The organism is Pseudomonas sp. 30_B, from assembly GCF_017491605.1.
Taxonomy (GTDB): Bacteria; Pseudomonadota; Gammaproteobacteria; order Pseudomonadales; family Pseudomonadaceae; genus Pseudomonas.
Genome location: NZ_JAFGYY010000020.1, coordinates 76,311 through 103,168 on the forward strand (window position 1 = coordinate 76,311; position 26,858 = coordinate 103,168).

Annotated in this window: 23 protein-coding genes; 13 read left to right on the forward strand and 10 right to left on the reverse strand. The window is 65.2% G+C overall.

Annotation, left to right across the window (positions count from 1 at the left end; genetic code table 11):
• Positions 1 to 164 precede the first annotated feature (164 nt).
• Positions 165 to 584: a PilZ domain-containing protein gene (locus J5M67_RS20565; protein ID WP_207887168.1), complete on the reverse strand. Its 420-nt coding sequence runs from the start codon at positions 582 to 584 to the stop codon at positions 165 to 167.
• On the opposite strand from J5M67_RS20565, the gene J5M67_RS20570 reads away from it, so the two are divergent.
• The 5 genes from J5M67_RS20570 (at position 583) to cysB (ending at position 4,568) form a co-directional block, all read left to right on the forward strand.
• Positions 583 to 969 carry a thioredoxin gene (locus J5M67_RS20570; RefSeq protein ID WP_207887169.1) on the forward strand — a complete coding sequence of 129 codons (387 nt, stop codon included), beginning with the start codon at positions 583 to 585 and terminating at the stop codon, positions 967 to 969. The two genes, J5M67_RS20565 and J5M67_RS20570, sit on opposite strands and share 2 nt — an antisense overlap.
• Positions 969 to 1,916, forward strand: a complete 948-nt coding sequence (locus J5M67_RS20575) for a putative 2-dehydropantoate 2-reductase (RefSeq protein ID WP_207887170.1) — start codon at positions 969 to 971, stop codon at positions 1,914 to 1,916. Before J5M67_RS20570 ends, J5M67_RS20575 begins: the two co-directional genes overlap by 1 nt.
• Before the next feature lie 21 nt (positions 1,917 to 1,937).
• Positions 1,938 to 2,849: a 5'-nucleotidase gene (locus J5M67_RS20580; protein WP_207887171.1), complete on the forward strand. Its 912-nt coding sequence runs from the start codon at positions 1,938 to 1,940 to the stop codon at positions 2,847 to 2,849.
• A 92-nt stretch (positions 2,850 to 2,941) separates the two neighbouring features.
• Positions 2,942 to 3,427 carry a universal stress protein gene (locus J5M67_RS20585; RefSeq protein ID WP_207887172.1) on the forward strand — a complete coding sequence of 162 codons (486 nt, stop codon included), beginning with the start codon at positions 2,942 to 2,944 and terminating at the stop codon, positions 3,425 to 3,427.
• Positions 3,428 to 3,593: 166 nt separating this feature from the next.
• A complete protein-coding gene (gene cysB / locus J5M67_RS20590) occupies positions 3,594 to 4,568 on the forward strand; it encodes an HTH-type transcriptional regulator CysB (RefSeq protein ID WP_207887173.1) in 975 nt (324 codons plus the stop codon).
• A gap of 676 nt (positions 4,569 to 5,244) precedes the next feature.
• Here cysB and J5M67_RS20595 read toward each other — a convergent pair.
• From J5M67_RS20595 to J5M67_RS20605, 3 genes are all read right to left on the reverse strand, one after another.
• On the reverse strand, positions 5,245 to 6,429 hold the full coding sequence (locus J5M67_RS20595) for an MFS transporter (RefSeq protein ID WP_207887174.1): 1,185 nt from the start codon (positions 6,427 to 6,429) through the stop codon (positions 5,245 to 5,247).
• 74 nt (positions 6,430 to 6,503) lie between these two features.
• A complete protein-coding gene (locus J5M67_RS20600) occupies positions 6,504 to 6,848 on the reverse strand; it encodes a hypothetical protein (RefSeq protein WP_207887175.1) in 345 nt (114 codons plus the stop codon).
• Between the two features lie 83 nt (positions 6,849 to 6,931).
• The gene (locus J5M67_RS20605; protein WP_207887176.1) at positions 6,932 to 7,666 is read right to left on the reverse strand and encodes a phosphoadenylyl-sulfate reductase; all 735 of its coding nucleotides are present in this window, start codon (positions 7,664 to 7,666) and stop codon (positions 6,932 to 6,934) included.
• Positions 7,667 to 7,854: 188 nt separating this feature from the next.
• On the opposite strand from J5M67_RS20605, the gene thrH reads away from it, so the two are divergent.
• Positions 7,855 to 8,472: a bifunctional phosphoserine phosphatase/homoserine phosphotransferase ThrH gene (gene thrH / locus J5M67_RS20610; RefSeq protein WP_152222567.1), complete on the forward strand. Its 618-nt coding sequence runs from the start codon at positions 7,855 to 7,857 to the stop codon at positions 8,470 to 8,472.
• 213 nt (positions 8,473 to 8,685) lie between these two features.
• Here the strand turns inward: thrH and pabB are convergent, their stop codons facing one another.
• Positions 8,686 to 10,029 carry an aminodeoxychorismate synthase component I gene (gene pabB, locus J5M67_RS20615; RefSeq protein WP_207887177.1) on the reverse strand — a complete coding sequence of 448 codons (1,344 nt, stop codon included), beginning with the start codon at positions 10,027 to 10,029 and terminating at the stop codon, positions 8,686 to 8,688.
• Positions 10,030 to 10,192: 163 nt separating this feature from the next.
• Between pabB and J5M67_RS20620 the strand changes: the two genes are divergently transcribed.
• The 7 genes from J5M67_RS20620 (at position 10,193) to J5M67_RS20650 (ending at position 21,018) form a co-directional block, all read left to right on the forward strand.
• Positions 10,193 to 12,901: a helix-turn-helix transcriptional regulator gene (locus J5M67_RS20620; protein WP_207887178.1), complete on the forward strand. Its 2,709-nt coding sequence runs from the start codon at positions 10,193 to 10,195 to the stop codon at positions 12,899 to 12,901.
• Positions 12,902 to 15,625 (forward strand): helix-turn-helix transcriptional regulator, encoded by a 2,724-nt coding sequence (locus J5M67_RS20625; RefSeq protein WP_207887179.1) that lies wholly within the window; start codon positions 12,902 to 12,904, stop codon positions 15,623 to 15,625.
• Between the two features lie 229 nt (positions 15,626 to 15,854).
• Positions 15,855 to 16,310: a DUF6160 family protein gene (locus J5M67_RS20630; protein WP_207887180.1), complete on the forward strand. Its 456-nt coding sequence runs from the start codon at positions 15,855 to 15,857 to the stop codon at positions 16,308 to 16,310.
• A gap of 80 nt (positions 16,311 to 16,390) precedes the next feature.
• Complete coding sequence (locus tag J5M67_RS20635; RefSeq protein WP_207887181.1) at positions 16,391 to 17,152, forward strand: C39 family peptidase; 762 nt, start codon at positions 16,391 to 16,393, stop codon at positions 17,150 to 17,152.
• A gap of 48 nt (positions 17,153 to 17,200) precedes the next feature.
• Positions 17,201 to 18,205 carry a transporter gene (locus J5M67_RS20640; protein ID WP_207887182.1) on the forward strand — a complete coding sequence of 335 codons (1,005 nt, stop codon included), beginning with the start codon at positions 17,201 to 17,203 and terminating at the stop codon, positions 18,203 to 18,205.
• 18 nt (positions 18,206 to 18,223) lie between these two features.
• The gene (locus J5M67_RS20645; protein WP_207887183.1) at positions 18,224 to 19,822 is read left to right on the forward strand and encodes an outer membrane protein transport protein; all 1,599 of its coding nucleotides are present in this window, start codon (positions 18,224 to 18,226) and stop codon (positions 19,820 to 19,822) included.
• A 71-nt stretch (positions 19,823 to 19,893) separates the two neighbouring features.
• A complete protein-coding gene (locus J5M67_RS20650) occupies positions 19,894 to 21,018 on the forward strand; it encodes a MalM family protein (protein ID WP_243434781.1) in 1,125 nt (374 codons plus the stop codon).
• Positions 21,019 to 21,189: 171 nt separating this feature from the next.
• On the opposite strand, the gene J5M67_RS20655 is transcribed toward J5M67_RS20650, so the two are convergent.
• From J5M67_RS20655 to J5M67_RS20675, 5 genes are all read right to left on the reverse strand, one after another.
• Complete coding sequence (locus tag J5M67_RS20655; protein ID WP_207887185.1) at positions 21,190 to 22,176, reverse strand: alpha-L-glutamate ligase-like protein; 987 nt, start codon at positions 22,174 to 22,176, stop codon at positions 21,190 to 21,192.
• 3 nt (positions 22,177 to 22,179) lie between these two features.
• Positions 22,180 to 23,712 carry an inactive transglutaminase family protein gene (locus J5M67_RS20660; RefSeq protein WP_207887186.1) on the reverse strand — a complete coding sequence of 511 codons (1,533 nt, stop codon included), beginning with the start codon at positions 23,710 to 23,712 and terminating at the stop codon, positions 22,180 to 22,182.
• Between the two features lie 4 nt (positions 23,713 to 23,716).
• Positions 23,717 to 24,256: an ATP-dependent zinc protease gene (locus J5M67_RS20665; protein WP_207887187.1), complete on the reverse strand. Its 540-nt coding sequence runs from the start codon at positions 24,254 to 24,256 to the stop codon at positions 23,717 to 23,719.
• 251 nt (positions 24,257 to 24,507) lie between these two features.
• Positions 24,508 to 25,398, reverse strand: coding sequence for a DUF2950 domain-containing protein (locus tag J5M67_RS20670; protein WP_207887188.1), 891 nt, complete (start codon positions 25,396 to 25,398; stop codon positions 24,508 to 24,510).
• A gap of 10 nt (positions 25,399 to 25,408) precedes the next feature.
• The coding region (locus J5M67_RS20675; RefSeq protein WP_243434777.1) for a DUF3300 domain-containing protein at positions 25,409 to 26,858 on the reverse strand (1,450 nt) is incomplete at its 5' end.

Consider the following 26,858-nt stretch of genomic DNA (forward strand, 5'->3'; position numbering starts at 1 on the left):
GGTCACGGGTGCCGGCCGCCAGGAATCCCCGTGCGATGGGGCTCAGGCAGATATTCGCTAAGGGGAACCCGAACCTTAACCGGTCCGACGCTGGCTCGACAATGGCCTTTGGCAGGAAAATGCCCGGACCACGGGCATTTGCGCGACTTTCTGCGCGAGTGGCGTCAGAGTGCGCAAAACAATGGGAAGTCAGCGGCGTTGCGCGCGATCCATTCCAGGGCGAGTTCCTCGAATGACAGCGTGCTGCCGGTTTCATGCTCGCGTTGGCGCCGATAGCGCTCTATCTGGCACACCTGCTCGACCATGCGGGCGCGGAACAGCGTGTCTTCGTCGATGAAGGCAATGCCCACCAGGTAGTCGTCGTTCTGCTTGCGGCTCCAGGCCACCACGCCCGGATAGCGCGCCGAGTCGCCCAGCAGGGGAATGCGCAGCTCGATGGAGGTGCCACGGCGAAAGCCCCGCGGCGAGTTGCACGCCACACCGCCGAGGCTGATATTGTGCAGGCGCTGGCGCGGCAGGAAGGTCTGTTTGCGAATGACCAGCTCAACCGGAAGGTCACAGGGGTGACGCAGGAACTGCCGCATGACGGAATGCTCCGACCGCAATCTTTCTAGTATTGGCCATTTGAGTATAGTGCCGGCGCTGGAGCTGACCGACCTGGACGCCGACCGTCGGCTGCTTTCCCTGTCGGGCACATCGCTGCTGGTGTTCACCAGCGAGGGTTGCTCCTCCTGCCGCTGGGCGCGGGCGAAGCTGCCGGAATTCGGCCTGCCCGTGGACCGCCTGTGCTGGATCGACGCCGGCCGCAGCGGCGGTCTGGTGACGCGCTACGGCGTATTCCACCTCCCGGCGATGTTCCTGGTGCGCGACGGCCACTTCCTCGGCCCGGTCCATGCCGCCCTGCGCCCCGAATCCCTGATCGAAGCCCTGCGCGCCGGACTGTCGCGCCCGGCTGAGGAGTTACCTTGATGAATCTGCGAATCGGCATCATTGGAACCGGCGCCATCGGCGGTTTCTATGGCCTGATGCTGGCCCGCGCCGGCCATGACGTGCATTTCCTGCTGCGCAGCGAATACCCGGCAGTGGCGGAGAACGGTCTGCGCCTGAACAGTCAGGTGCATGGCGAACTGCGCCTGGCGCCGGTGAATGCCTATGACGATGTCGAGCACATGCCGCCCTGTGACTGGCTGCTGGTCGGCGCCAAAACCACCAGCAATGCCAGCCTGGCGCCCCTGATCGCCCGGGCGGCCTCCCGTGGCGCCAAGGTCCTGCTGCTGCAGAATGGCCTGGCGGTCGAGGACGAACTGCGGGCGTTGCTGCCCGATCACCTGCATCTGCTGGGCGGTCTCTGCTTCATCTGCGTGCACCGCAGCGCGCCGGGTGTCATCGAGCACCAGGCCTTCGGCGCGGTGAACATCGGTTATCACTCGGGCCCTGCTGTAGACGAGCAGGCGCGCGCGGCGATAGTCGAGGAGGGCGTCGGGCTGTTCCAGAGCGCCGAGCTGGGCTCCAACGCCATGCCCAGCCTTGAGCATGCGCGCTGGCAGAAACTGGTGTGGAACATTCCCTATAACGGTCTCTCGGTGCTGCTCGACAGCGGCACCCGGGCGATCATGGACAATCCCGACAGCCGGGCGTTGGTGGCCGAGTTGATGGAGGAGGTGGTGGCGGGCGCGAAAGCCTGTGGCCATGCGTTGCCGCCGAACATCGTCGGCGCGATGGTGGCCTCGACCGACGCCATGCCGGACTACCTGCCGAGCATGTACCACGACTTTGCGCAGTGCCGTCCGCTGGAGCTGGGTGCGATCTATGCCGCGCCACTCGAGGCTGCACGCGAGGCAGGGTGTGCGATGCCGAAGATCGAGGCGCTGTACCGCGCCCTGCGCTTCATCGACGCGCGCAACCAGGCTCGTTGAGCCGCATCATCGGAGAGCGACATGGCGAAGGGGCTGGGCGACAAGCTGGTGGTGGCGATTTCCTCGCGGGCGCTGTTCGACCTGCGTGAGAGCCACCAGGTGTATGAGCGCGAGGGCGTCGAAGCCTATCGGCAGTACCAGATCGCCCGCGAGGACGAGGTGCTGCCACCGGGCGATGCCTTCGCCCTGGTGCAGAAGCTGCTGGCGCTCAACGGCGACTCCGACAGCGCGCCGGTGGAGGTCATCCTGGTCTCGCGCAACAGCGCCGATACCGGCCTGCGCGTGTTCAACTCGATCCAGCACTACGGCCTGGGCATTTCCCGCGCCGCCTTCGTCGGTGGCCGCAGCCCGTATCCGTACCTGAAGGCGTTCAACTGCCATCTGTTCCTCTCCACTCACATCGACGACGTGCGCAATGCGCTGGAGGCCGGTTTCGCCGCCGCCACCATTCTCTCCGGCGGCACCCGGCGCGAGAGCAATGGCGAGCTGCGTTTCGCCTTCGACGGCGATGCGGTGCTGTTTTCCGACGACTCCGAGCGCGTCTACCAGCAGGGCGGGCTGGAAGCGTTCCAGACCCATGAGCGCGAATCCGCCCGCGAGCCGCTGGGCGGCGGTCCGTTCAAGCCCTTCCTCGCTGCGCTCAACCGGGTGCAACAGGCGTTCCCGCAGGAGTCCTGCCCGATCCGCACGGCACTGGTCACCGCCCGCTCGGCGCCGGCCCACGAACGGGTGATCCGCACGTTGCGCGAGTGGGATATCCGTCTCGACGAATCGCTGTTCCTCGGCGGCCTGGATAAGGCCGCATTCCTCGAAGCCTTCGCCGCCGACGTGTTCTTCGATGACCAGGCGGGGCATTGCGAGAAGGCCCGCGAGGTAGTGGCTACCGGCCACGTTCCGCACGGCGTGAGCAACGAAAAGCAAACCGCCGGATAGCCGCCAGGCCCCGATATACGGTCCCTGCGGAGCACCTCGCGTTCTGCTGCTACGCTGCTGATAGGCCCGCCGTGCAGGCAGTAGGAGGCCGCATGATCCGATCGATTCTTTACGCCACCGACCTTGGTCTTTATGCACCTTATGTTCTCCAGCATGCCCTCTCGCTGGCGCGGGCCTATGGGGTCCAGTTGTATGTGGTGCACGCGGTGGAGCCGCTCGGGCTGTTCGCCGAGTCGGTGCTGCAAACCTATCTGGACGAAAACACGCTCAAGGAAATGCGCGCCAATGGCCTGGCCAACGTGATGGGCAGCATCGAGCAGCGCGTGATGGAAGGGTTCCGCGACGAGCTGGGGGAGCCGCGTCAGGATGCCGAGCTGATCCATTCCGTGCGGGTCATTCAGGGGGACCCGCCCATGGTGATCCTCGATGAAGCGCGGCGTCTGGGGGTGGACCTGATAGTGGCCGGCAGCCACAGCCACGGGGAGGGGCTGAATACGCCGCTGGGGCGCACCGCAGGGCGTCTGGTGCAATTGGCAGAGGTGCCGGTGTACCTGGTGCCGATGCTCCTGCATCGCTGAGCGCGGTGTGACAATGCGTCGGGTAAACCCTGAATGTCCGTAAGGCTTTAGACGAATGGCATGCAGGGCTAAAAAAAACGTCTAGTTTTATTCCTTAAACCATTAATATGGTTATAAAACCATAAGCCCTGATCGCGGGTCGCGACATTCTTTCCGAGGAAATTCCATGAAGCTTCAGCAACTGCGCTATATCTGGGAAGTCGCGCACCACGACCTGAACGTCTCGGCCACTGCTCAAAGCCTGTATACCTCCCAGCCCGGCATCAGCAAGCAGATCCGCCTGCTCGAAGACGAGCTGGGTGTCGAAGTCTTCGCCCGCAGCGGCAAGCACCTCACCCGCGTCACCCCGGCCGGCGAGCGCATCATCAATACCGCCGGCGAGATCCTGCGCAAGGTCGAGAGCATCAAGCAGATCGCCCAGGAGTTCTCCAACGAGAAGAAGGGCACGCTGTCCATCGCCACCACCCACACCCAGGCGCGTTATGCGCTGCCGGGCGTGATCAGCGGCTTCATCAAGCAGTACCCGGACGTTTCCCTGCACATGCACCAGGGCACGCCGATGCAGATCGCCGAAATGGCTGCCGACGGCACCGTCGACTTCGCCATCGCCACCGAGGCGCTGGAGCTGTTCGGCGACCTGATCATGATGCCGTGCTACCGCTGGAACCGCTGCGTGATCGTGCCCCAGGGCCACCCGCTGACCAAGGTACCGAAGCTGACCCTGGAACTGCTTGCCGAGCAGCCCATCGTCACCTACGTATTCGGCTTCACTGGCCGCTCCAAGCTGGACGAGGCCTTCAACCAGCGCGGCCTGGTGCCGAAGGTGGTGTTCACCGCCGCCGACGCCGACGTGATCAAGACCTATGTGCGCCTGGGCCTGGGCGTGGGCATCGTCGCGCACATGGCGGTCGATCCGAAGCTCGACAGCGACCTGGTGATGCTCGACGCCAGCCACCTGTTCGAGTCCAGCGTGACCAAGATCGGTTTCCGTCGCGGGACCTTTCTGCGCGGCTTCATGTGCGACTTCATCGAGAAGTTCGCCCCCCACCTGACCCGCGACCTGCTGTCCAAGGCCGTGCAGTGCCACAACAAGACCGAGCTGGATGAGCTGTTCGAAGGGATCGAGTTGCCGGTGTACTGATCGGGTTCGAGTCTCCGGTATCTGCCGTAGTACGGCTTCAAGGAAAACGCCGCGATTCCAGTGGGAATCGCGGCGTTTTTTATTGGGCAGGCCTGCGCGTTATTCGCCCTGCGAAGAGCAAGAGCATCGCGGACAGAGTCCGCTCCTACGCAGGCGCACAGCATCTGCCTTTCCCTGTAGGAGCGGATTTATCCGCGATGCTTTTTACAAGAGCTTCGCGGACAAGGTCCGCTCCTACGGGAACCAACCCATCTCACGCCGGGCGCTTTGTTCCGCCTGTAGCTCTTGGGGACTTCCAGAGAAATCTCCGCTCGCTCCGGAGCGCCCCTTCAGGAGGCCGAGCGGAATCGGAGTTTCAGGGGTTGAGCGGCATGGATGCCGCGAGAGCGTCGTCGGGCCAGGGATGGCCCGTCGACGCGGGCCCCTGAAACTCCGATGGAGCGAGGGTATTTTTCGCCTAAGCGAAAAACCGGATGCAGGGGCAAGGCCTTTTGGTTCCTTTTGGGCCCCAAAAGGGACTCGCCCGAGGGGGCGAAACAAAATCTCTCAGCACACACCGAAGCGGCGCAGAAACACCAAACCCCAAAACGGCGGATAACGCTTGAAGCGTTATGCGCCCTACGCCCGAGTGCATTGGCGCCATTGAAAAGCCCGGCATTCGCCGGGCTTTTTCGTCTCAGCGAATTCGCCAACGCAACAGCAGCAACGCGACAAAGGCCAGCCCGGCCCCGGCAAGGAAGGTGGCACTGGCCCCGAAGCCCTGCCAGAGCCAGCCGGCCAGCACGCTGGCCAGCAACATGGCGACACCGCTTGCAAGGTTGAACACGCCGAAGGCGGTGCCCTTGAGGTCGGCTGGCGTGGTGTCGGCGATCAGCGTGGCCAGCAGGCCCTGGGTGAAGCCCATATGCAATCCCCAGATGGCCACGCCAAGCAGCATCAAGGCCGTGGAGTCGGCCCAGGCCAACAGCAGGTCCGCCGCCACCAGCAGAATCATGCCGACGGCCAGCAGGCCGCTGCGGTCGGTGCGGTCGGACCACCAGCCCACCGGGTAGGCCGAGAGCATGAACAGCAGCGACATCACCACCATCACCACCGGCGTCCAGGCCATCGGCAGGCCCAGGTTCTGCGCCCGCAGCACGAGGAAAGCTTCGCTGAAGCGGGCGAGGGTGAACACCGCGCCAATCCCGACCACCCACCAGTAGCGCGCCGGGAAGCTGCGCAGCGCGTCGCGGTGGATCGGCGAGCGGAAGCGGTGGGGGCCGGCGGCATGTTCCGGCTCCTTGACGAAGAAGATGATCGCCAGCACCGCGAGGCCCGCCGGAATGCAGGCGAACCAGAACACCAGCGGCAGGTTGTTGCCCAGCCAGAGCATCAGGGCGATCGCCAGCAAGGGACCGGCGAAGGCGCCGACGGTGTCCATCGATTGGCGCAGGCCGAAGCAGGCGCCACGGATGGAAGGCGGCGCCACGTCGGCGATCAGCGCGTCGCGCGGTGCGCCACGAATGCCTTTGCCGATGCGGTCGAGCAGGCGTGCGGTGAAGATGGCTTCGCCGGAGGTGGCCAGCGGGAACAAGGGTTTGGACAGCGCGGCCAGGCCGTAGCCGAACAGCACCAGCCCCTTGCGCCGGCCGAGGAAGTCGCTGATGGCGCCGGAGAACACCTTGACGATCAGTGCGCTGGCCTCGGCGATGCCCTCGATCAGGCCGACGGTGACCATGCTCAGCCCCAGGCTGCCGACCAGGAACAACGGCAGCAGGCTGTGCAGCAGCTCCGACGACACGTCCATGAACAGGCTGACGAAACCCAGTGCCCAGACGGTGCCGGGGATGCGGGGACGGGAGCGTTCCGAACCATCGGGCATGGCCGACGTCCTTGTGTGATGCGGGGCGGTCAGTATCGGTGACGGGAAATCAAGAAAGCGTCAAGCCAGCGGGTTCAGAGGCGGTCGAGATCGTCGCGGCTGGCCAGCTCCGCCAAGGCCTCGCGGGAATCCAGCGGCAGCTCGCCGCGGCCCTCCAGCACTTCATGGAGGAAGCTCATGAACACGGTGTAGACGACCTCGCGGCCATCGTCGTGGCGGACGACGAAGAAGGGCGCGGTGTCCACGCCGTACTGCGCGGCGACCATCCAGCCGGCGCTGCCGGGGTTGCGCTCGTCGGCGACCAGGGTGCGGTCAATTCGATCGAGATAGCCGCCTTTTTCCAGTCGCTCGTGGACTTCGAGGCATTTGCGGCAGTCCTGGCCATCGGCCAGGACTTTCTTCACCAGGGTGATGCGCATGGGATTGGCTCCGCCGCAGGCATGCAGGCGTCCGATCCTGGCTGCGGTTGACGTAGGAATTTCCGTCAGCCGAGGGTAAGGCCTCAGGCCTTGCTGATCAAATTGCCGGCGTGCAGACCGCATTCCTTCTGCGTGGCTTCTTCCCACCACCAGCGGCCTTCGCGTTCGTGCTGGTTGGGCAGTACCGGGCGAGTGCAGGGCTCGCAGCCGATGCTGATGAAGCCGCGCTCGTGCAGGCTGTTGTAGGGGATTTCCAGCATGCGGATGTAGGCCCAGACTTCCTCGCTGCTCATGTTGGCCAGCGGGTTGAACTTGTACAGCGGCTTTTCCGGGGTGGAGAAGGCGCTGTCCAGTTCTACGACGGCGACCTGGCTGCGGGTGCCGGGGCTCTGGTCCTTGCGCTGGCCGGTGGCCCAGGCGGTGACGCCGGAAAGCTTGCGTTTGAGCGGCTCGATCTTGCGGATGCCGCAGCATTCGCCGTGGCCGTCCTTGTAGAAGCTGTACAGGCCCTTTTCCTTGACGAAGGCTTCCAGCAGGCGCGGATCAGGCGACATCACCTCGATGGCGATGCCGTAGTGCTCGCGCACCTGCTCGATGAAACGGTAGGTCTCGGGGTGCAGGCGCCCGGTATCCAGGCTGAAGACCTTCACGTTCTTGTTGAGCTTCCAGGCCATGTCCACCAGCACCACGTCCTCGGCGCCGCTGAAGGAGATCCACAGATCGTCGCCGAAGTGCTCGAAGGCGAACTTCAGGATGTCCTGGGGGGATTTGCTGGCAAAGCTCGCGGCGATTTCCGCGACGTCGAACGGATGGCTCATCAGGCGGTATTCCTAGTTTTGGTGGCGCAGGGCGCTCTTTGGCCGGATGGTAGCAAAGAGGCGGATATGCCCCTAAATAACCTTCAGGAAGGTGCACTGTGGTGTTCGGATATAAGCGCCGCGTTGCGCCACCCGGAGCGAGCGGCTAGAGTGCCGCCTCTCAAGTCAAACCTGCGGGGAAATCGTTCGTGGAAATCGCCTGTCTCGACCTGGAAGGGGTTCTGGTTCCGGAAATCTGGATCGCCTTCGCTGAAAAAACCGGTATCGAAGCGCTCAAGGCGACGACTCGCGATATTCCGGACTATGACGTGCTGATGAAGCAGCGTCTGCGCATCCTCGACGAGCACGGCCTGAAGCTGTCCGACATCCAGGAAGTGATCGCCACCCTGAAGCCCCTGGAGGGCGCGGTGGAGTTCGTCGACTGGCTGCGCGAGCGCTTCCAGGTGGTGATCCTCTCCGACACCTTCTACGAATTCTCCCAGCCGCTGATGCGCCAGCTCGGTTTCCCGACCCTGCTGTGCCACAAGCTGATCACCGACGAGACCGACCGTGTGGTCGGCTACCAGCTGCGCCAGAAGGATCCGAAGCGCCAGTCGGTCATCGCCTTCAAGAGCCTGTACTACCGTGTGATCGCCGCTGGCGACTCCTACAACGACACCACCATGCTCTCCGAGGCCCACGCCGGCATCCTGTTCCACGCGCCGGACAATGTGATCCGCGAGTTCCCGCAGTTCCCGGCGGTGCACACCTATGAGGACCTGAAGAAGGAATTCCTCAAGGCGTCGAACCGTCAGCTCAGCCTGTAAGACCGGCTGTGACGAAAAAGCCCCGCGAATGCGGGGCTTTTTCTTTTGCGGTGGCTTTTCGTAGGAGCGGACTTTGTCCCCCGAGGCTCTCTATGCCGGCCTATCGGCCGGATCGCGGATAAGATCCGCTCCTACGAGAGCGGTGCTGCGTTCGTTGTAGGAGCGCGCCATGCGCGCGATCGCGGGCATGGCCCGCTCCTACAGGGAGGCCGGTTACAGGCCTTCCAGCGTCCGCAACAGCACACCGACCTTGGTCAGCGACTCCTCGTACTCTTCCTCCCAGTCCGAGTCGGCGACGATGCCGCCGCCGCCCCAGCAACTGACCTGGCCGTCCTTCACCAGCAGGGTGCGGATGGCGATGGAGCTGTCCATCTCGCCGCGCACGTCGAGGTAGAGCAGGCTGCCGCAATAGATGCTGCGTCGGGTCGGCTCCAGTTCGTCGATGATCTGCATGGCGCGCACCTTCGGCGCGCCGGTGATGGAGCCACCGGGGAAGCTGCCTTCGAGCAGGTCGAGAGCGTCCTTATCGGCCGCCAGTTCGCCGGTGACGCTGCTGACCAGGTGGTGGACGTTGGGGTAGGTCTCCAGCGCGAACAGTTCCGGCACCCGCACGCTGCCGGGGCGGCAGCTGCGGCCCAGGTCGTTGCGCAGCAGGTCGACGATCATCAGGTTCTCGGCGCGGTCCTTCTCGCTGGCCAGCAGCGCCTCGGCGTTGGCCTGGTCGGCTTCCGGCGTGGCGCCGCGTGGGCGGGTGCCCTTGATCGGGCGGGTCTCCACCTGCCCGCTGTGGAGCTGGATGAAACGCTCCGGCGACAGGCTCAGCACCGCGCCTTCGGGCAGTTCCAGGTAGCCGGCGAAGGGCGTCGGGCAGGCTTCGCGCAGCGCCTGGTAGGCCAGCCACGGCGAGCCGCTGCAGGGCGCGCGGAAGCGCTGGGTGTAGTTCACCTGGTAGCAGTCGCCGTCGAGGATGTAGCGGTGCACCCGGTCCAGGGCATCGCAGTACTGCTCGCGGGCGAGGTCCGGGCGGAACGGTGCGCCCAGGCGGAAGGGCGGCAACGGTTCGGCCCGCGCACCGCTTTCGAACAGCGCGATCAGCCGCTCGCGCTCGCCCGGCGCAAGGGTCGGGTGGAACACCAGCTGGCTGGTGCAGGTTTGATGATCGGTGATCTGCGCCCAGGCGTAGAGGCCGAGGCGGGCATCGGGCAGGTCGAGGTCGTCGAGCGCGGGGGCAGACAGGCGTTCGATGCGGCGGCCGAAGTCGTAACTCAGGTAGCCGATCACTCCGCCGACGAACGGCAACTTCCGGTCGTCCGGCAGCCGGGCTTCGCCCAGGCTCTGCAACGCACTTCTCACCCTGGCGAAAAAGCCCTTGGCCGATTCGTCGGCGGTCGGTGCCAGTTCTGCCAATGGCCAGGCGCTCAGAAGGTCATAGCGTCCACGGGTGGCAAAAGGTCGACCGGCGTCCAGCAGGACGGCGCCGGGGGCTCGATGGATCAGGGCGAAGCGGTCACCAGGGTCTTCCTGATAGGGAAGAGGGTGTATGAAACAGTGAGGCATGAGTGAAAGCGTGCAAGGCGAATGGGAGGTTTCAGACCGTCTGAATCGTCGATCCTAGAGCCATTTCTTCAGTTTACGTAGGAAACGCATTCTGTTAAGAATTGAATTATCCCGCGGGGATTATGCTCCGTACCACAACGATAATGACATAGGGATACAGGCCGTGGATGTAGTACTTGAGCCCGCAGCCGGCAGCCTTTCGCGCTCTAGATTAACACCCCCTCAGGTGCCTGCTGATTATTTGATGCGTCCCCGACTCCAGAACGCTCTGGATCGTCATCCATACGCCTCCGTGCTTTCGTTCACCGCGCCGGTCGGTTTTGGCAAGACCAGCGCGCTGGCGGCACTGGCCAGGGCGCGTGAACACGGCGGTGAAGCCGTCGCCTGGATTTCGCTCGAAGAACAGGACGACGATCCCGGCCGCTTCTGCCTGAAGCTCATCCAGGCCTTGTCCGGCGTCCTGCCGGGCATCGGCGAGGATGCCCAGGGCTACTTGCAGAACACCATGCGCGTACCGGTGGTGGCGGTGATGGAAAGCCTGCTGATCGACCTGTCGCGCCATGAGCACAAGGTGCTGCTGGTGCTGGACGACCTGCACGCGATCAGCCATGCCGACGTGTTCTCCGGCCTCAATCGCCTGGTGCAGTACGCGCCCCCCGGGCTCACCCTGGCCATCGGCAGCCGCTCGCAACCCCCGCTGAACCTCGCCACCTGGCGCGCCAAGGGGCTGCTGCTGGAGATCGGCCAGGACGAACTGCGCCTGAGCGAGGACGAAACCCGCGAATACCTCGCCCGCGACGGCCTGCAACTGGACGATAGCTGCTTGCGCAATCTGCACAGCCAGACCGAAGGCTGGGTCGCCGGCGTGCACCTGGTCAGTCTGTGGCTACGCCAGCAGCCGGGTGCGCCGGAAGACCTCAAGCCGCTCAGCGCCGACAAGGCTGCCGTCGGCGATTACCTGCTGCGGGTGGTGTTCGAGCGCCTGCCGGGCGATATCCAGGACGCGCTGCTGGCGCTGGGCATCGCCAACCGGCTGAGCGGCGACCTGGCCAATACCCTGACCGGCCGCCAGGACGGCCAGGCGCTGCTGGAGCGCCTGGACAGCATGCAGCTGTTCCTCCTGCCGCTGGACCGCGATCGCCAGTGGTACCGCTTCCACCAGCTGTTCGCCGATTTCCTCCGCGCGCGCCTGCGAGAACGCGATCCGGAACGCTTCAAGCAACTGCATTTCAACGCCAGCCTGTGGTTCACCAACCACCACATGCCGACCCTGGCCATCGAGCACGCGTGCCTCGCCGAAGACCCGGAGATGCTCGCCGCGCTGGTGGATGGCTGCGGCCTGGAACTGATCAACCGCGGCCAGCTGTACCTGATTTCGCGCTGGCGCCGCCATGTGCCGAACGAGATCGCCGAGCGCTATCCGATCCTGGTGCTCAGCGATGTCTGGACCCGCGCCTCCGACCTCAGCCTGCCAGACGCCAACCGCATGATCGATGAGCTGCTGGCGCGCTGGGGCGACCACAAGGGCAACGGCCCGATGGGCGATCAGTACCTCTCGGCGCTGGCGGTGAAGGCCGTGCTGGCACTGCAGAAGGACGACCTGGAGCAGTGCATCACCCTGGCCCGCAAGGTCGAGAGCCAGCTCGGGCGCAACTCCGCCTTCCTCGAAGGCGCGGTGCTCTTGATCGCCGCCTTCGCCCAGGTGGTGCGTGGCCAGGCCGACCAGGCCCGGCGGCTGATGGGGCTGGCGCAGCAGCGCAATCATTTCCTCGACGGCCGCTACCTGCACATGCAGCTCTCCACCATCGAGGTGGTGCTGGCGCTGGAGCAGGGCCAGGTCAAGCAGGCGCAGTTGCTCATCGAGCGCCTCCGCCAGCAGGCCATGCCGTTGTTCGACAAACGCTCCCAGGCCCTGGCGCTGCCGACCATCGCCGAGGCGCTGACCGCCTACTACCGCACTGAAGTCGACGGCCTCGAAGAGCGCCTGCGCTGGGCGCTGGGGCGGGTCGACGTGGTCAACCCGATCGACCTCTACGCCCAGGGCATGCAGTGCCTGGCGCGCATCCAGCGCCTGCAGGGGCGCGGCAAGGAAGCGCAGGCCACCCTCGGGCTGATGCAGACCCTGGCCTCGCGCAACCAGTCCTGGCGCTTCTTCGCCATGGCGGTGGGCGAGGAGATCAACCTGATTCTCCAGGAGCCGGCCGCCGACCGCTGCAAGCGCGCCGAGCAGCGCCTGAAGGCCATCGACTGGCAGAAACTTGCCAGCCACTACAAGCAGATGCCGTTCAACCCGGTGCTCTGGGTACTGGGCATCAGCCGTGTGCGCCTGTTGCAGGCGCGCGGGCATTTCAGCGAGGCGTTGCACGAGATCACCCAGCTGCGCGGCATGCTGCAGCCGGGCTGGCATGGCCTGCAGCGCCTGCGCCTGGATCTGCTGGCGGCGCTGAGCTACCAGCGCCTGGGTTACCAGGAGCGTTCCCACAGCCTGCTCGGGCAATGCCTGGCTGGCGCCGAGCGGGAAGGGGTGCGGAGCATTTTCATCGAAGAAGGTGAGGGGATTCGCCAGCTGCTGCAGCAGCTCGAGTCCACTGAGCGACAACCGGCCCTGCAGGCGTTCATTCGAACGATGCTGACCGTCTGGCCGGGGCAGGAAGCACGCAGGTCGCCCGAGGCGCTCGAGGAAGGTCTGACCGACCGTGAGCGCGAAGTGGTGTGCCTGGCCGCGCAGGGGCTCTCCAACGAGGAGATCGGCCGACAGCTGTCGCTGGCGCTCGGTACCGTCAAATGGCACCTGCACAACATCTACGAGAAGCTCAAGGTACGCAATCGTACCCAGGCGATCCGCCGTGCCCGCGAGCTGAGTCTGCTCTGAATGACGACCCTGACCTCCCTGCCGCAGCCGCCGATGCCGCTGCTGCGTACCAAACTGTTCCCGCCGCGCACCGACAGCACCGTTCTGCTGCCGCGCCGCGCGCTGATCGATCGCCTGTTCGCCGCCCGCCAGCAGCGGGTTCTGGTGCTCAGCGCGCCGGCGGGATTCGGCAAGAGCACCGCGCTCAGCCTGTTCCGCCAGCGTTTGCAGCAGAGCGGGGCGCGAGTGGCCTGGCTGTCCTGCGACGAGGGCGACAGCGAGCCGCAGCGCCTGGTGCAGTACCTGGTGGCGAGCATCTGCAGCGTCGAGGAAGGCTTCGGCGTCAACACATCGAACCTGCTGCAGTCGGACATGACCCTGCCGCTGGAGGGCATCATCGATGCATTCCTCTCCGATCTGCGGCGGCTCGACGGACCGCTGTACCTGTTCCTCGATGACTTCCACCAGATTCGCCATCCGGCCCTGGCCCACGGTGCGCGCTACCTGATCGAGCACCTGCCGGAGAACGTGCGGCTGGTCACCAGCACCCGTTATCGCCCGCGCTTCCTGGTCGACGAGCCGGCGCTGGCGCCGCTGACCTTCTGCCTGAGCGGCGACGACCTGCGCCTGACCCGCGAAGAGACCGACACCTACCTCATCGAGCTCAAGGGCCTGTCGCTCAGCGATGCCGAGCTCAAGCTGCTGCACAAGCGCACCGAGGGCTGGATCACCGCGTTGCACCTGGCGGCGCTGGCGCTGGCGCGGCATCCGGACCGCGCGGCGTTCCTCAAGGGGTTGTCCGGCTCCGAGCGCGACCTCGCCGACTACCTGGCCGAGGATGTGCTGCGCAGCCTGCCCGAATCGCTGCAGCAGTTCCTCGACCAGACCTCGGTGCTGGATGAGTTCTGCGCCGAGTTGTGCAACGCCCTGACCGGCCGCCGCGACGGCCTGGACATGCTGATGCGACTGCAGAACGAGCAGTTGTTCATCATTCCGCTGGACGACCAGCGCGAGTGGTTCCGCTACCACCACCTGTTCGCCGAATTCCTCCAGGGCCGACTGGCACGGCATTCGGACCCGACGCCGCTGCTGCATGCCGCCGCGCGCTGGTGCGAGAGCCGCGACATGGCCGACCGCGCGATCAAGTACGCGCTGCGTGCCCGCGACTACGCTTTCGCCGCCGACCTGCTGGAGCGTCAGGGCGCCAAGCTGATCGCCGGCAACCGCGTGTACGGCATTCTCGGCATGCTCGGCAGCATTCCCGCCGAGGTGATCCGCGAGCATCCGGTGTTCCAGATCTTCTATGCCTGGCAGCTGGCCTTCGAGCAGAAGTTCGCCGAGGCCGAGGCGCTGATCGAGGAGCTCAGCGTCCGGCTGCTGCAAGGGCAGGGCAAGGTGCGCAACTTCGGCCTGGCCGAGTTGCTGGCGGTGGCCCAGGTGCTTAAGGCGCTGGTGCTGTTGTATCAGGACAAGCTGGAGGGCTGCCTGAAGGTGGCCCGGCAGTGGCTGGCTTTGGTGCCGGGCAATCAGCCGGTGTTCCGCGCCAGCCTGTCGTGCATCCAGGCGGCGGCCTATGCGCTGCTGGGGGATTATGCCGAGGCGGCGAGTGCCATCGGTGTCGCCCGCGAATGCCTGCGCATGGCCGACAGCGAATACCTGCAGGTCGTGGCGAGCATGATCGAGGCGCTGATCTGCAAGGAGCGCGGCGAGCTGGAGCGTGGCCGGACCATTGCCGAGAGCGCCCGCAGCCGGGTGGAGCGGGTGTTCGGCCGGCGCAGCCGGGTTGGCGGTCCGCTGTCGCTGGCCTATGCCGACATCCTCTACGAGCAGGATCGGCATGCCGCGATCCTTGCCGAACTGCCCCTGGCGACCACTTGGCGTGACGTTGCCACACCCGTGGAACTGATCAATCGCGGCCAGTTGGTGATGGCCAGGGCGCGTTTCTTCGCCGGCGAGGCCGAACAAGGGTTGGCCCAGCTCGACGAATGGCTGGTCGGCCTGCAGTCGCCGGGCTATGAGCGGGTCTATGCGCTGTCCATGAGCTGCAAGGTGCAGTTGTTGCTGTGGATGCGCCGGCCCAACGAGGCAGAGCGGGTGTGCCTGCAACTGGCGCGGCACCTCTCCGGGCTCTCCACCGAGCGGTACGCCGACGCCCAGGCCGCGCTGGTGATGGCCGAGGCGCGCCTGGCGTTGTCCGAGCGCCATGCCGAACGCGCGCAGCAGCGTCTGGAAGCCTGTCTGGCGGGCTTCACCTCGCCCTATCAGCGCGACCGGCGGTTGCGTCTGTCGTTGTTACTTTCTGTGGCGTTCTGGCAGAAAGGTAACAGCGAAAAAGCCTTCGCCTTGTTCGCGCCGACGCTGGAGGAGGCGTGGAACCTGGGGTACCGCCGGCTGTTCCAGGACGACGCGCTGTGGCTGCTGCCGCTGTGGGAGGCCTGGAAGGCCGCCGAGCCCAAGCGCGCATCGGCGTGGCAGGGGGTGGCGGAAATGCTCCGCGAGCAGTGCCGCAGGCTCTCCGTGGACCCTGAAAGTTTCGATGAAAATCAAGATGTTAGTCACCGCGAGCGGGAGATCCTGCGGCTCGTGGCGGCGGGCTTGTCGAACCGGGATATCGCCCAGGCGGTGCATCTGTCGGAGGCCACCATCAAGTGGCACCTGCACAACCTGTTCGCCAAGCTCGGCGTGCGCAGCCGGACCCAGGCGGTACTCAAGGGCAAGAGTCTGGGACTGCTCAGCGAAGCCTGAGTCAGACGGTTGGTTTTGCGCCATCCCTTGGATGGGCTGGCAGGTGGGGAGCGGGTCAGTAGCTTGGAGACCAGGACGCGAAGCATGGTGCTTCACGAATCCATGCCCACGGCGCCTAGGGAAGCAGTCGTGGGTCTGGAGGGCCGGCGTAGCCGGCCGACCTGCAGCGGGGCAGGACGCCTCCTGCAGTGCCTGGGGCAACCCACCTGAACACTGGAGAGAAATAACAATGAAAAAAATCAAGCAACTGGTTCTTGCAAGCGCAGTTCTGGCTACTCCGTTCCTGGCACATGCCGACATGCAATCCATGGATGACGCTGCTCTGTCCGGTGTGACCGGTCAGGACGGCATCAGCATCGCCGGTACCTTCAACGCATCCATCGGCGCTGTCACCTACAAGGACGCCGACACCAACGGCGGCACCCTGTCCCTGGAAGGCATCCACCTGCCCAGCCTGACCATCGCCGACAACGCCCCGATGACCATCGACGTGGTGACCACCAATATCACCCCGGCCAATGGCGGCACCGCTGTTGCCACCCAGCAGCTCGCCATCGGCCTGCCCTCCGTGACCGGCGACGTAACCATCGACGCCGTCAAGGTCGGCTCCGGCGCCAGCATTGGCTCCCTGACCGTTTCCAACCTGAACCTGGCCGGTTCGACCGTGAAAGTCTGGGGTCACTGATCCCCGAGGTTGCAAGCGCTGTAACCCTTGCCGGCATCTGCCGGCAAGGTCCTTCCAGGTGTTGAGTCGTAGGGGGTGGGATGTTCGAGATTCTGCTGGGAAGCCTGCTGGGGCTGTTCGGTTTTACCCAGGCCGTGGACACCAAGCCACAACAGCAGGGCACAGTGAACATCTCGCAGCCGCTCACACCCAATGGTCCGTTCCGCGAGTCGGTACAGCTTGAACCGATGAGCCAGGTGCAGTTCCGCAACGTCATCCACCAGGCCTATGACTACAGTTGCGGCTCGGCGGCGCTGACCACGCTGCTGGACTACTACCTGGGGCGCAACCTGGAAGAGCGTCAGGTCATGGAGGGCCTGATCAAGTACGGCGAGGCCGACAAGATCGTCCAGCGCCGTGGATTCTCGCTTCTGGACATGAAGCGCTACGCCGCCGCACTCGGCTACAAGAGTGGCGGCTTCCGTGCCGAGTTCTCCGACCTGGACTCGCTCGAACACCCGGCGCTGGTGCCGATCCACTATGCCGGCTTCAAGCATTTCGTCGTGGTCCGCGATGTCTACAACGACCACGTTTTCGTTGCCGATCCTGCCTTGGGCAACATCAGTTTCACCCGCGCCCGTTTCGAGGACATCTGGGACCAGAACGTCCTGTTCGTCATCTACCCCAGCGGCCAGGAGCCCAGGAATGCCCTGGCGCTGCAGGACACCGACCTGCGCCTGGTGGATGACCGAACCGTCAGCCTGCTGGCGTTCCGGGAGTTCCCGGAGATGAGCAAGCTCACCCAGAACCAGATTGGCGAAGCCGCCACGAAGGGGGATGTCCAGTACATCCGGCGCAAGTGATTGCCCGATCGGCCCGTACGAATAAGAACAAGACCAGGGGATAGCAACATGAATTTGAAGGGGTTTGCGTGCGTTGCCGCTCTGGCTCTGCTGGTCAGCGCCGCCGCCACGGCGGAAGAAGCGACGTCCGAGGATGCACGCGATGCGCTGGCCAAGAAGGACACCGATGCCGACAGCGCCAAGGCGCTGGAGCAGGTGTTCCAGGCCACCGAGAAGAGCTACACCCTGCTCAAGAAGGGCGAGCGCCAGCTCACCTATGGCTTCGATTACTCGCTGATGCGCGACACCCGCATCCAGGCCGTGCGCAGTGGCCAGAACGTCTACAGCGTGCTGGCGCAGAGCGAGGCGCAGCACACCTTCACCAACTCCTTCACCTTCGACTACGGCATCTGGGACAACCTGACGTTCAGCATGCGCCTGCCGTTCGTGGCCAAGTACGACACCGAACGCGACATCCATGCCTACAGCCTGGGCGACATCTCCGCGACCCTGCGCTGGCAGCCCTGGGAGTCGCGCCGCGGACGCCCGGTCACCACCCTCTACGCCACCCTCGGCCTGCCCACCGGCGACAGCCCCTACGACATGGACGTCGAGAAGGACGTCTCCACCGGCAACGGCTACTACAGCCTGGGCGTGGGCGCCAACACCTCCTACGTGATCGACCCGGTCGTGCTCTACGGCTCGCTCGGTTACACCTACAACATGCAGGTCGACGACATCCACCAGGCCCAGTACGGCGAAGAACTGGAGAAGGTGGTGCCCGGCGATACCATCAACTTCGCCATGGGCATGGCCTACGCGCTGTCCTACGACGTCTCGCTCGCCACCTCCTACCAGATGGCCTACTCGCTGAAGAACAAGTACTACTTCAACGACCGGACGGTAGAGGCGCCCGAGCAGACCAGCGCGATCATGAACTTCTCGCTCGGTTTGCGAACGTCACCCGACTACATCGTCAACGTGAACGCCGGTTTCGGTCTGACCGAAGACTCGCCGGATGTACTGCTGGGGCTTTCCCTCCCCCTGGATATCCAAGGCCTCAAAGCCCAGTAACCGACGAGCGAACACCACATGACAATGCGCATTTCGCCACTCGCGTTGGCGATGGCAGGGGTGAGTCTTGGCTGGTCGTCGCTGGCCTGCGCCCAACTGGCCAACGACCTGACCATCGGCAACCCCAAGGCCATGGCCATGGCCAACGCCGTCACCGCCGACTCCACCGGCATCGACGCGGTGCACTACAACCCCGCCGCGCTGACCAAGCTCAAGGGCCGGCAGACCCAGCTCAAGCTGGTCACCGGGGTGATGGACATCCGCGCCGACTTCAAGGCGCCGCCGAACTATGGCGATGCCGCCTTCGGCCTGGATGACGACCCGGTGGCCAACAGCAGCAGCCGTACCCTGACCCCGACCATGTACCTGCCGGGCCTGGGCGGGATGACCGACATGCCGTTGCTGGTGGCACCGCTGGCCGGCCTGTCGATCAACCCGCCGGGCTCGAAGTTCACCTTTGCCACCAACGTCTACGCGCCCCAGGCGCTGGGCTACTCGCGCGATTCCGACAGCGATCCGGCGCGTTACGAAGGTCGCCGGGTGTCGCTGCAGCGCATCACCTACTTCTCGCCCTCGGTGGGCTACGAGATCAACGACACGCTTTCAGCGGGCCTGTCGATCGGCTTCTCGCACCAGGCGATGGCCCTGGACACCGACTTCCGCAACCCCGGCCTGCTGACCGGCCTGCTGCAGACCCTGCACGACACCACTTGCGTGCCGGGCGCGCAGGAGATCGTCGAGCTGGTGTTCAACGTCTGTGGCGGCCGCATCGGTCCTTACGACTCGCTGGCCAACCTGAAGCTGGACATGCAGCAAAGCCTCTCGCCGAGCTTCAACCTCGGCGTCCTCTGGGAGCCCCGTGACTGGTTTGCCTGGGGCGCGACCTACCAGAGCGAGTCGCGAATGCACCTCAAGGGCAAGTACCGGGTCGACTACAGCCAGGACTGGCAGGGCTTCTGGTCCGGCCTGCAGAGCTCGGTCTTCGGCGCCTTCCTGAGCCCCCTGTTCCCCTACGGCAACGCCGACGAGGAACACGGCGTGGCAACGCTGAACATGGTCAACCCGGACAGCTTCTCCACCGGCATCAAGGTGCGCCCGTTCGACAAGTGGCAGTTCAACTTCGACCTGAAGTGGACCGACTACAGCGACTGGAACAAGCTGGAGATCGAGTTCGACAAGGAGCTCGACCTGCTGCGCATCGCCAAGAACTTCGCCCCCAACGGCGCCACCGACCACAGCATCATCCTCGACCGCGGCTACCAGGACACCTGGAGCTACGCCATGGGCATGCAGTACGACGTCAACGACCGCCTGCAGCTGCGAGCCGGCTACGAGTACCGCCCTTCGGCGATCCCCAAGGACAAGGCCGATGCCCTGGTGCCGATCGGCGACGCCGACCTCTACGGCCTGGGCCTGGGCTACCAGTGGGACAAGGACACGGTAATCGACCTGGGCTTCAACTACTTCGTCTCCAAGCAGAGCATCAAGTCCGGCACCAGCTGCAACCTGAACTGCACCGGCATCGACAACCTGGTCTACAACCCCTACGCGGGGCTTGACGTCAGCACCACGGTGAAGGCCTATATCTTCGCCATGACGTATCGGACGACTTTCTGAGGGCATCGGACATGGGCAAGCGGACTCTGCTGACAGGCTGCCTGATCGCCGCCGGACTGGCGGCCCCGGCGATGCAGGCTGCCAGCGGGCGATACCTGTCCTGGGTGGACGACAACGGCCAGGTGCATAATACCTTCGTCGACGCCAGCTTCAGCCAGCAGCAGCGCCAGGCCGACAAGCGCATCGACCAGAGCGACCGCGCTCGCCAGCTCGACGCGTCCGGCACCCAGTGGCCGGGCACGCAGGCGTCCGGGGAGAGCAAGCGCCGCTACTTCACCTGGGTCGATGCCCAGGGCAACCTGCAGAACAGCTTCTATGCCGCCGGCCAGGTGCCGCCGGGCCGCACCGATTACGTGTTGCCCAACGGCGACCGTTCCTCCGAGTACATCGATGCCGAGGCGTACGAGGACAAGGGCTTCGTCCGCAGCGAGAACGGCAACCCGTACTACACCTGGGTCGACGAGAAGGGCCACATGCGCAACTCGCCGATCAGCGCCGAGCAGCGCGCCGAAGCCTTCCGTCGGGGCGAGGAGGGTGGCGGCACGGTCGCCTATACCGAGGGACGGCAGATCGAGTTCAAGTCGCGTCCGGCGAACCTGCCCGGGCTGGACGGCAGCGGCGAGCAGTCCGATGCGATGAAGGCGCTGCTCAAGGGCAGCGGCAAGACCCTCGACGACCTCTACCAGGACCTGCAGCGCCGCTGCTGCGAGCAGATGGCCGATGGCGATTTCACTGAGCTGAGCGCGGAGGAGCCGCGCTTCGAGGAGCTGAACAAGTTCTCCCCGAGCTTCGACTTCCCCATGGGCAAGAGCTACTTCGTGGCGATGAAGCTGCCCAGTTCGCAGCGGGTCTACGGCCTGCGCGTGCGCAGCTTCGCCAACCACCAGGTGGTCTATCCGTCGCTGCTGTTCCTCGACGAGCGCAAGCGCCCGACCCGGTTGGTCAGCGATGCGGTGTACAAGCTCAACCCGGAAACCTGGTACCGCTATGCCTTCATCGAAGGCACGGTACCGGTGCGCGCCAACCAGGGCGAGCGCTATGTGCTGCTGCTGACCACCGATGAAGACCGCAGCCTGCAGACCCTCGACAACAAACCCTACAAGCGCCCGCTGGAAGACCTGGCGGTGAACGAGGCGGGGATGAAGGTACGCGAGCATGGCGACCAGGGTGGGGTCGAGTTGGCCGTTGTGCGCTGACGAGGTTCGTTCTCGCGCCGGGCTGTTTTTGTAGGAGCGACCCATGGGCGCGATCGCGGGCGTGACCCGCTCCTACAAGTGGACGCCTGACGTTCAGCTTTCGTAGGGGCTGCACCTCGCGGCCATGAAAAAGCCCGGCAATCGCCGGGCTTTTTCATGGGGCAGGGCGCCTCAGATTTCCTTCGGCCGCACGTGTCCGAACAACTGCTGGGTGAAGCGCACGCGCTCCTCCACGGTCTCCTTCACGCCCTTGGCTTCCATCTCGGCGATGTGCGCTTCGACGGCATGGGTTCGCAGGGTCAGGCCGCAGTCGTTGGCGATCTGGATGTTCAGGCCGGGGCGGGCGTTGAGCTCCAGGATCAGCGGGCCCTTGTCCTGGTCCAGCACCATATCCACACCGATGTAGCCCAGGCCGCACAACTCGTAGCAGCCGGCGGCGAGCTTCATGAATCCGTCCCAGTTGGGCAGCTGCACGCCGTCCACCGCGTTGGTGGTGTCCGGGTGCTTGCTGATCTTGTTGTTCAGCCAGGTGCCGCGCAGGGTCTGTCCGGTGGCCAGGTCCACCCCCACGCCGATGGCGCCCTGGTGCAGGTTGGCCTTGCCGTTGGACTGGCGGGTCGGCAGGCGCAGCATCGCCATCACCGGGTAGCCCATCAGCACGATGATGCGGATGTCCGGCACGCCTTCATAGCTGATGCTCTTGAATATCTGGTCCGGGGTCACGCGGTACTCGATCAGCGCACGGTCGCGGTGACCGCCCAGGGAGTACAGGCCGGTGAGGATGCTCGACAGCTGGTGCTCGATTTCCTCGTGGCTGATGATCCGCCCGGACACCGTCTTGTAGCGCCCCTCGAAGCGGTCGGCGATCACCAGGATGCCGTCGCCGCCGGCGCCTTGCGCCGGCTTGATCACGAAGTCGCTGCGGTCGCCGATGATTTCCGGCAGGCGCTCGATTTCCTTCTCGGTGGAGATGATCCCGTACATTTCCGGTACGTGGATACCCGCTTCGATGGCACGCTGCTTGGTGATGATCTTGTCGTCGACGATCGGGTACAGGTGCCGCTGGTTGTACTTGAGCACGTAGTCCGCGTTACGCCGATTGATACCCATGATGCCGAGGGCACTCAGGGCTTTCCAACGCTTGATCAGGCCGAACATGGCTTAGTCCTTGAGGAAGGCTTTGAAGCGGAACAGTTCGGTCAGGCGGTATCCGCGGTAGCGACCCATTACCAGCATGAACGCCACCAGGATCAGCAGCACGGCCGGGAAGGTGAACACGAAGTACACCAGCTCCGGAATGCGCATCAGGATGTGCGCCAGGGCGGCGGCGACCAGGGTGCCGATGGCGGCCTTCATGGCGTGGGCGGCGCCGCGCTCTTCCCAGGTGATCGACAGGCGCTCGATGCTCATGGTCAGGATCACCATCGGGAACAGGGCGACCGACAGGCCGCTCTCGAAGCCGAGCTTGTGGCTGAGCAGGCTGATGGCGGCGATCATCACCACCACGAAGGTCAGTACCACCGACAGGCGCGGCAGCATCTGCAACTTCAGATGTTCCAGGTACGAGCGCAGCGACAGGCCCAGCGCGGTGATCACGGTGAACAGGCCGATACCCCACTGCAGGCCGGTCTCGCGGAAGGCCAGGGCGATCAGCACCGGGGTGAAGGTACCCAGGGTCTGGATGCCGATCAGGTTGCGCAGCACCAGGATCACCAGCACGCCGAAGGGGATCATGATCATGATCTGGAAGGTCTGCTGGGTAGACAGCGGCAGGCCGTACAGCGAGTACTCGAGGAAGGCCGCGTCGGTGTTCTCGTCCGACAGCTTGGCCAGGCGGATGGCGTTCATCTCGCTGCTGTTCAGGCTGAAGTTGACCTGGGCCTTCTTGCCGCCCTCGATGGACAGCAGGCTTTCGTCACCCAGCCACCAGATCAGGCGGTCGGCGGGCAGGCCGCGTTCGCCGCTTTCGGGGTTGAAGTACAGCCACTCCTTGCCGTTGAAGCTGCGCAGCCAGAGTTCGGGTTGCTGCGGCTGGTTGGCTATCAGGCGAATGGTGTGCACGCGCTCCAGCGGCACGTGGGCGACCGCCAGCAGGGTCTCGACCACGTGGGAGCGCTTTTCCAGGCTGGTATCGCCGGCCAGCAGCAGCTTGACGTTGTCGTCGCTGAGGTTGTTGGCGCGCTTGATGGCTTCGCTGACGAAGGTCTCGACGTCCGCCGAATGCTGGCGAATGGGCGCGATCAGGGCTTCGGCGGCGATCTTCTCCGGGCCTTCCAGGGGCAGGCTGTCGCGGAAGATCGGGCCTTTCTCCTTGGGCTTTTCGTTGGCGCCGGTGTAGCGCTTGGTCAGCACCAGGCGGTAGTAGAGGGTCTGCTGGCCGCTGGCGCGACGCGAGGACCAGGTCACCTTGCGGTTACCGTCGGCGCGGTTGATGCCCACGCCGTAGTTGTTGGACACGAAGCTCTCGTTGAGGCTGACGTAGTTCTGGCTCAGCGGCGGCACGAACATCTGCACCTTCACCGGGGTCTTCGGCGTGGCTTCGAATTCGACCTTGGCGTCGATGTTCCACAAGTCGTCGGTCTCGGCCTCGGTCATCGGGATGCCGAGGATGAAGATCTGGTAGGCGGTGATCGCGACGCCCAGCGTCAGCAGGATGGCGATCAGGACCTTCAGATGCAGGGTAAGAGAGCGCATGGGATTACTCGGCAGGTTTCGCTACGGGTTGGCAGCCGGGTTTGCCGGCGGCGTATTTCAGGCTCGGGTCGACCAGGGCGCCGAATCGCTTGAGCGCGTCGGAGCCGATCAGAAGCGGGTATTGGAAGGCACTGCGGTCGGTAAGGTTCACTTCGATGGTGCGTCTGATCCTGCCCATGCAGACATCCAGCTCGATCACCGGACGTGCGGTATAGGCCTTGCCTTCGTCGGGGTCGTAGTCGCCATGGCGGCGCTTGATCTTGCTGATGCGCGCCAGGGGCTTTTCGATCGGCTGGCTGTCGGCGGTGTCGGTGGCCAGGTAGAAGCGCACCCAGGTCTCGCCGTCGCGCTTGAAACGCTTGATGTCGCGGGCGCTGAGCGAAGCGGTCTTGGCGCCGGTATCGAGTTTGGCGGCCAGTTCCAGGCTCAGGTCGTCGATACGGGCGTACTCGTTCAGACCGTAGACAGTCTTGCCGGCAGCGGTGCTGGCGCCGGAAAACAGGACGATGCAGAGGAACAGCAGGGCAGTGGGCTTGAATCTCATGGGTCTTGATGAGTGAGTGGCCGCAAAGCCTTGGAAAAGTGGGTGTGCCGGTCGTCACCCGCGCGGGGGAGGGTCGGACTGCCATCCGGCAGGCCCGGACGCCAGGCAATAGCGCGGCGAATTCTATCACGCGATTTTTACGTGGCGACAGTCGGTTACCCTCCTGGCAGGGTAATTGTGGCGGCGTGTGACGGCCGGGCCGCGCGCATCGGGCGCAGGGGCACGACCGCCACACTGATGCGTGCGCTGGCTCAGGGACTGTCCTGGACCTTGACTTCGCTCCAGCTGCTGTCGGGGTCGAAGCGGGTCATCTTCAGGGCGATCTTGTCGCCATCGGGGCCCAGGTTCTTGGAGAAGATTTCCCCGTCGTGGCTGATCATGAAACTCATCACGCCACTGTCGCCATATCGGACCGGCCAGGCGACCAGGGCGAAGCCGCGGGTCATCTTGCCGCCGATCAGGTAGTCATAGGCGCCGCCGGGGGCCGAGGGGCCCTGGGCAGTGAGTATCCGGTAGTGGTAGCCGTGCCAGCCGCCATCCGGGAGCTCGTCGCCGAACAGCGGTCCGAGCGGGCTTTCCTCGCCGCCTTCTTCCTCCGGCCAGTACAGGCCGTCATGGCGCCCGTCGCTGCTGACGAACTTCTGCGCGTACTCCAGGATGCCGTCGCCATTGCGGTCGACCTCGGCATAGTCCATCTGCGCATCGTGGTAGGCCTGTACCGCGTCTACCGCCGCGGCTTCATCGCGGCCGATGCGACGGACGCGGATTTCCTCGCCGCCGGCCTTGGCATTGAAGGCCCAGCCCTGCTTCCCGTGCAGGATGGGCAGCGGCAGTGTCCAGGGGTCGGTGCCGACCACCAGGTGGGCGCGGTCCGGGCCATCCTTCTCGATCTGGTGCTTGGCCTTGTAATAGTCGAGGAAGGCATTCACCTCTTTCCGGTCGATGCCTTCGGGGGGAATGTAGCTGCGCCAGTCCTTGCCGAGCAGGGCGGTCAGGCGTTCCGGGTCGGCTTTCTCGGTACCGAGCGCGGCGACGAAGGCGTCGGCGGCGGCTTCCGGCGTGGGGAAGGCTTCCTGCGCCAACAGGCTGCAGGGCTGTGCGCCCAGGAGGGCGAGCGCCAACAGGCGCGATGCGAGATGCATGACTCGTCTCCTATCGGCGCCGTCCGCCGCCGGACGGCGCGCGGGCTGGACGTTGTACGGCGTGGCCGGCGCGCGCCGCCGCCTGCGGTCGGCTGGCGGCGGCGCGGCTGACTTGCCCGCGGTCGCTGAGCGCGCGGGACTGTCGAGGGTTGTTGGCGCCGGCGAAGGCGTTGTTTCGCGGTGCCTGGGTCCTGGCACTCTGCTGGCGGGCCTGTGCGCGGATTTGTGTGTTGTTCTGCGCCCGTGGCCGCTGTTGAACCTGGGAGCTGCGGTTCTGCGCCACGTTCTGGGCGCGTTGGCGAGCGTCCGGGTCGTTGCGCAATTCGCGAGTGGCCGCCTGCGCGCGATCGCGGGCCTGCTGGTTGTCGCGCAGCTGGTTGCCTTGCTGGGCGCGCTGAAGGGCTTGCGGGTTGTCCCTCAGGTCGCGGGTGGCGGCCTGGGCGCGTTCACGAGCCTGCGCATTGTTCAGCGCTGGTGGCTCGATACCGCGTTGGGTAAGGCTTTCGCGGGCTCGCGAGCGCTCCTCGGCGCGGGCGGAGTCGAAGCCGCGCAGCGCCTCGCGTTGCTCGCCACCGGCCAGCCTGCGGTTGTACTGCTCACGGCTGACGGCGTCGCGGTAGGGCACACCATTGCGGTAGGTGGGGTCATGCCGCCAGGTGGCGCGGTTGCCGTTGACGCTGCCGTTGAAGTCGCGATTGACGTTCCGGTTCACATTCCGGTTGCTGTTGAAGTTGTTGTAGTGCTCCACGTCCACGTCGATCTCGTGGTCGTCCCAGTCGCAGTCGCCCCAGAGCGAGTTGACGATGGCGATGCCCGCGCCGAATGCCAGGCCGGTGGCCAGCGCGGTGGCGACGGGGTATTCGTACTGGGGAGGCGGCGGGTAGTAGGTCGGCGGGCTGGAAGGGTAGGCCCAGGTGCCGTAGACCTGATTGGGGTTGTAGCTGGGAACGTAGACCACCTGCGGGTTGGTCGGCTCGATGACGATCGTCTGCGAGGGGGCGGGTTGCTGTACGACCACGGTATCGCCGCCAGAGGCCGATTGTTGCACCGGAGGCGCGGCGGCCGGCTTGATGCTGATGGTCTGTTGTTCGTTCGATTTCAGGTTGCCGGCGGCCTGGGCCTGGCGGCGCAGGCGCTGGACCGAGTCCATCACGGCGTCGGGCTGGGCCAGGAAGGCATCGCCGACGCGCTGTACCCAGGCGGGGTCCTGTTCCAGCGTGGCCAATACCACCGGGAAGGCGACCAGCGACTGGACGCTCGGGTCCCACGGCTGGTTGGCGACCTGCTTCACGGCCTCGTCGCCGCTCACGCCGGGGTGGGCCTTGGCCCAGGCGGCTGCGTCGGCCACGTTGCCCGGATAGGTGGTGGCCATCAGCACCTGGGCCAGCAGGGAGTCGGGGTAGAGCGCCAGCGGCGCGAGCATCTGGTCGAGCTCTTCGGTGCTGAACACTGCTTGGGAT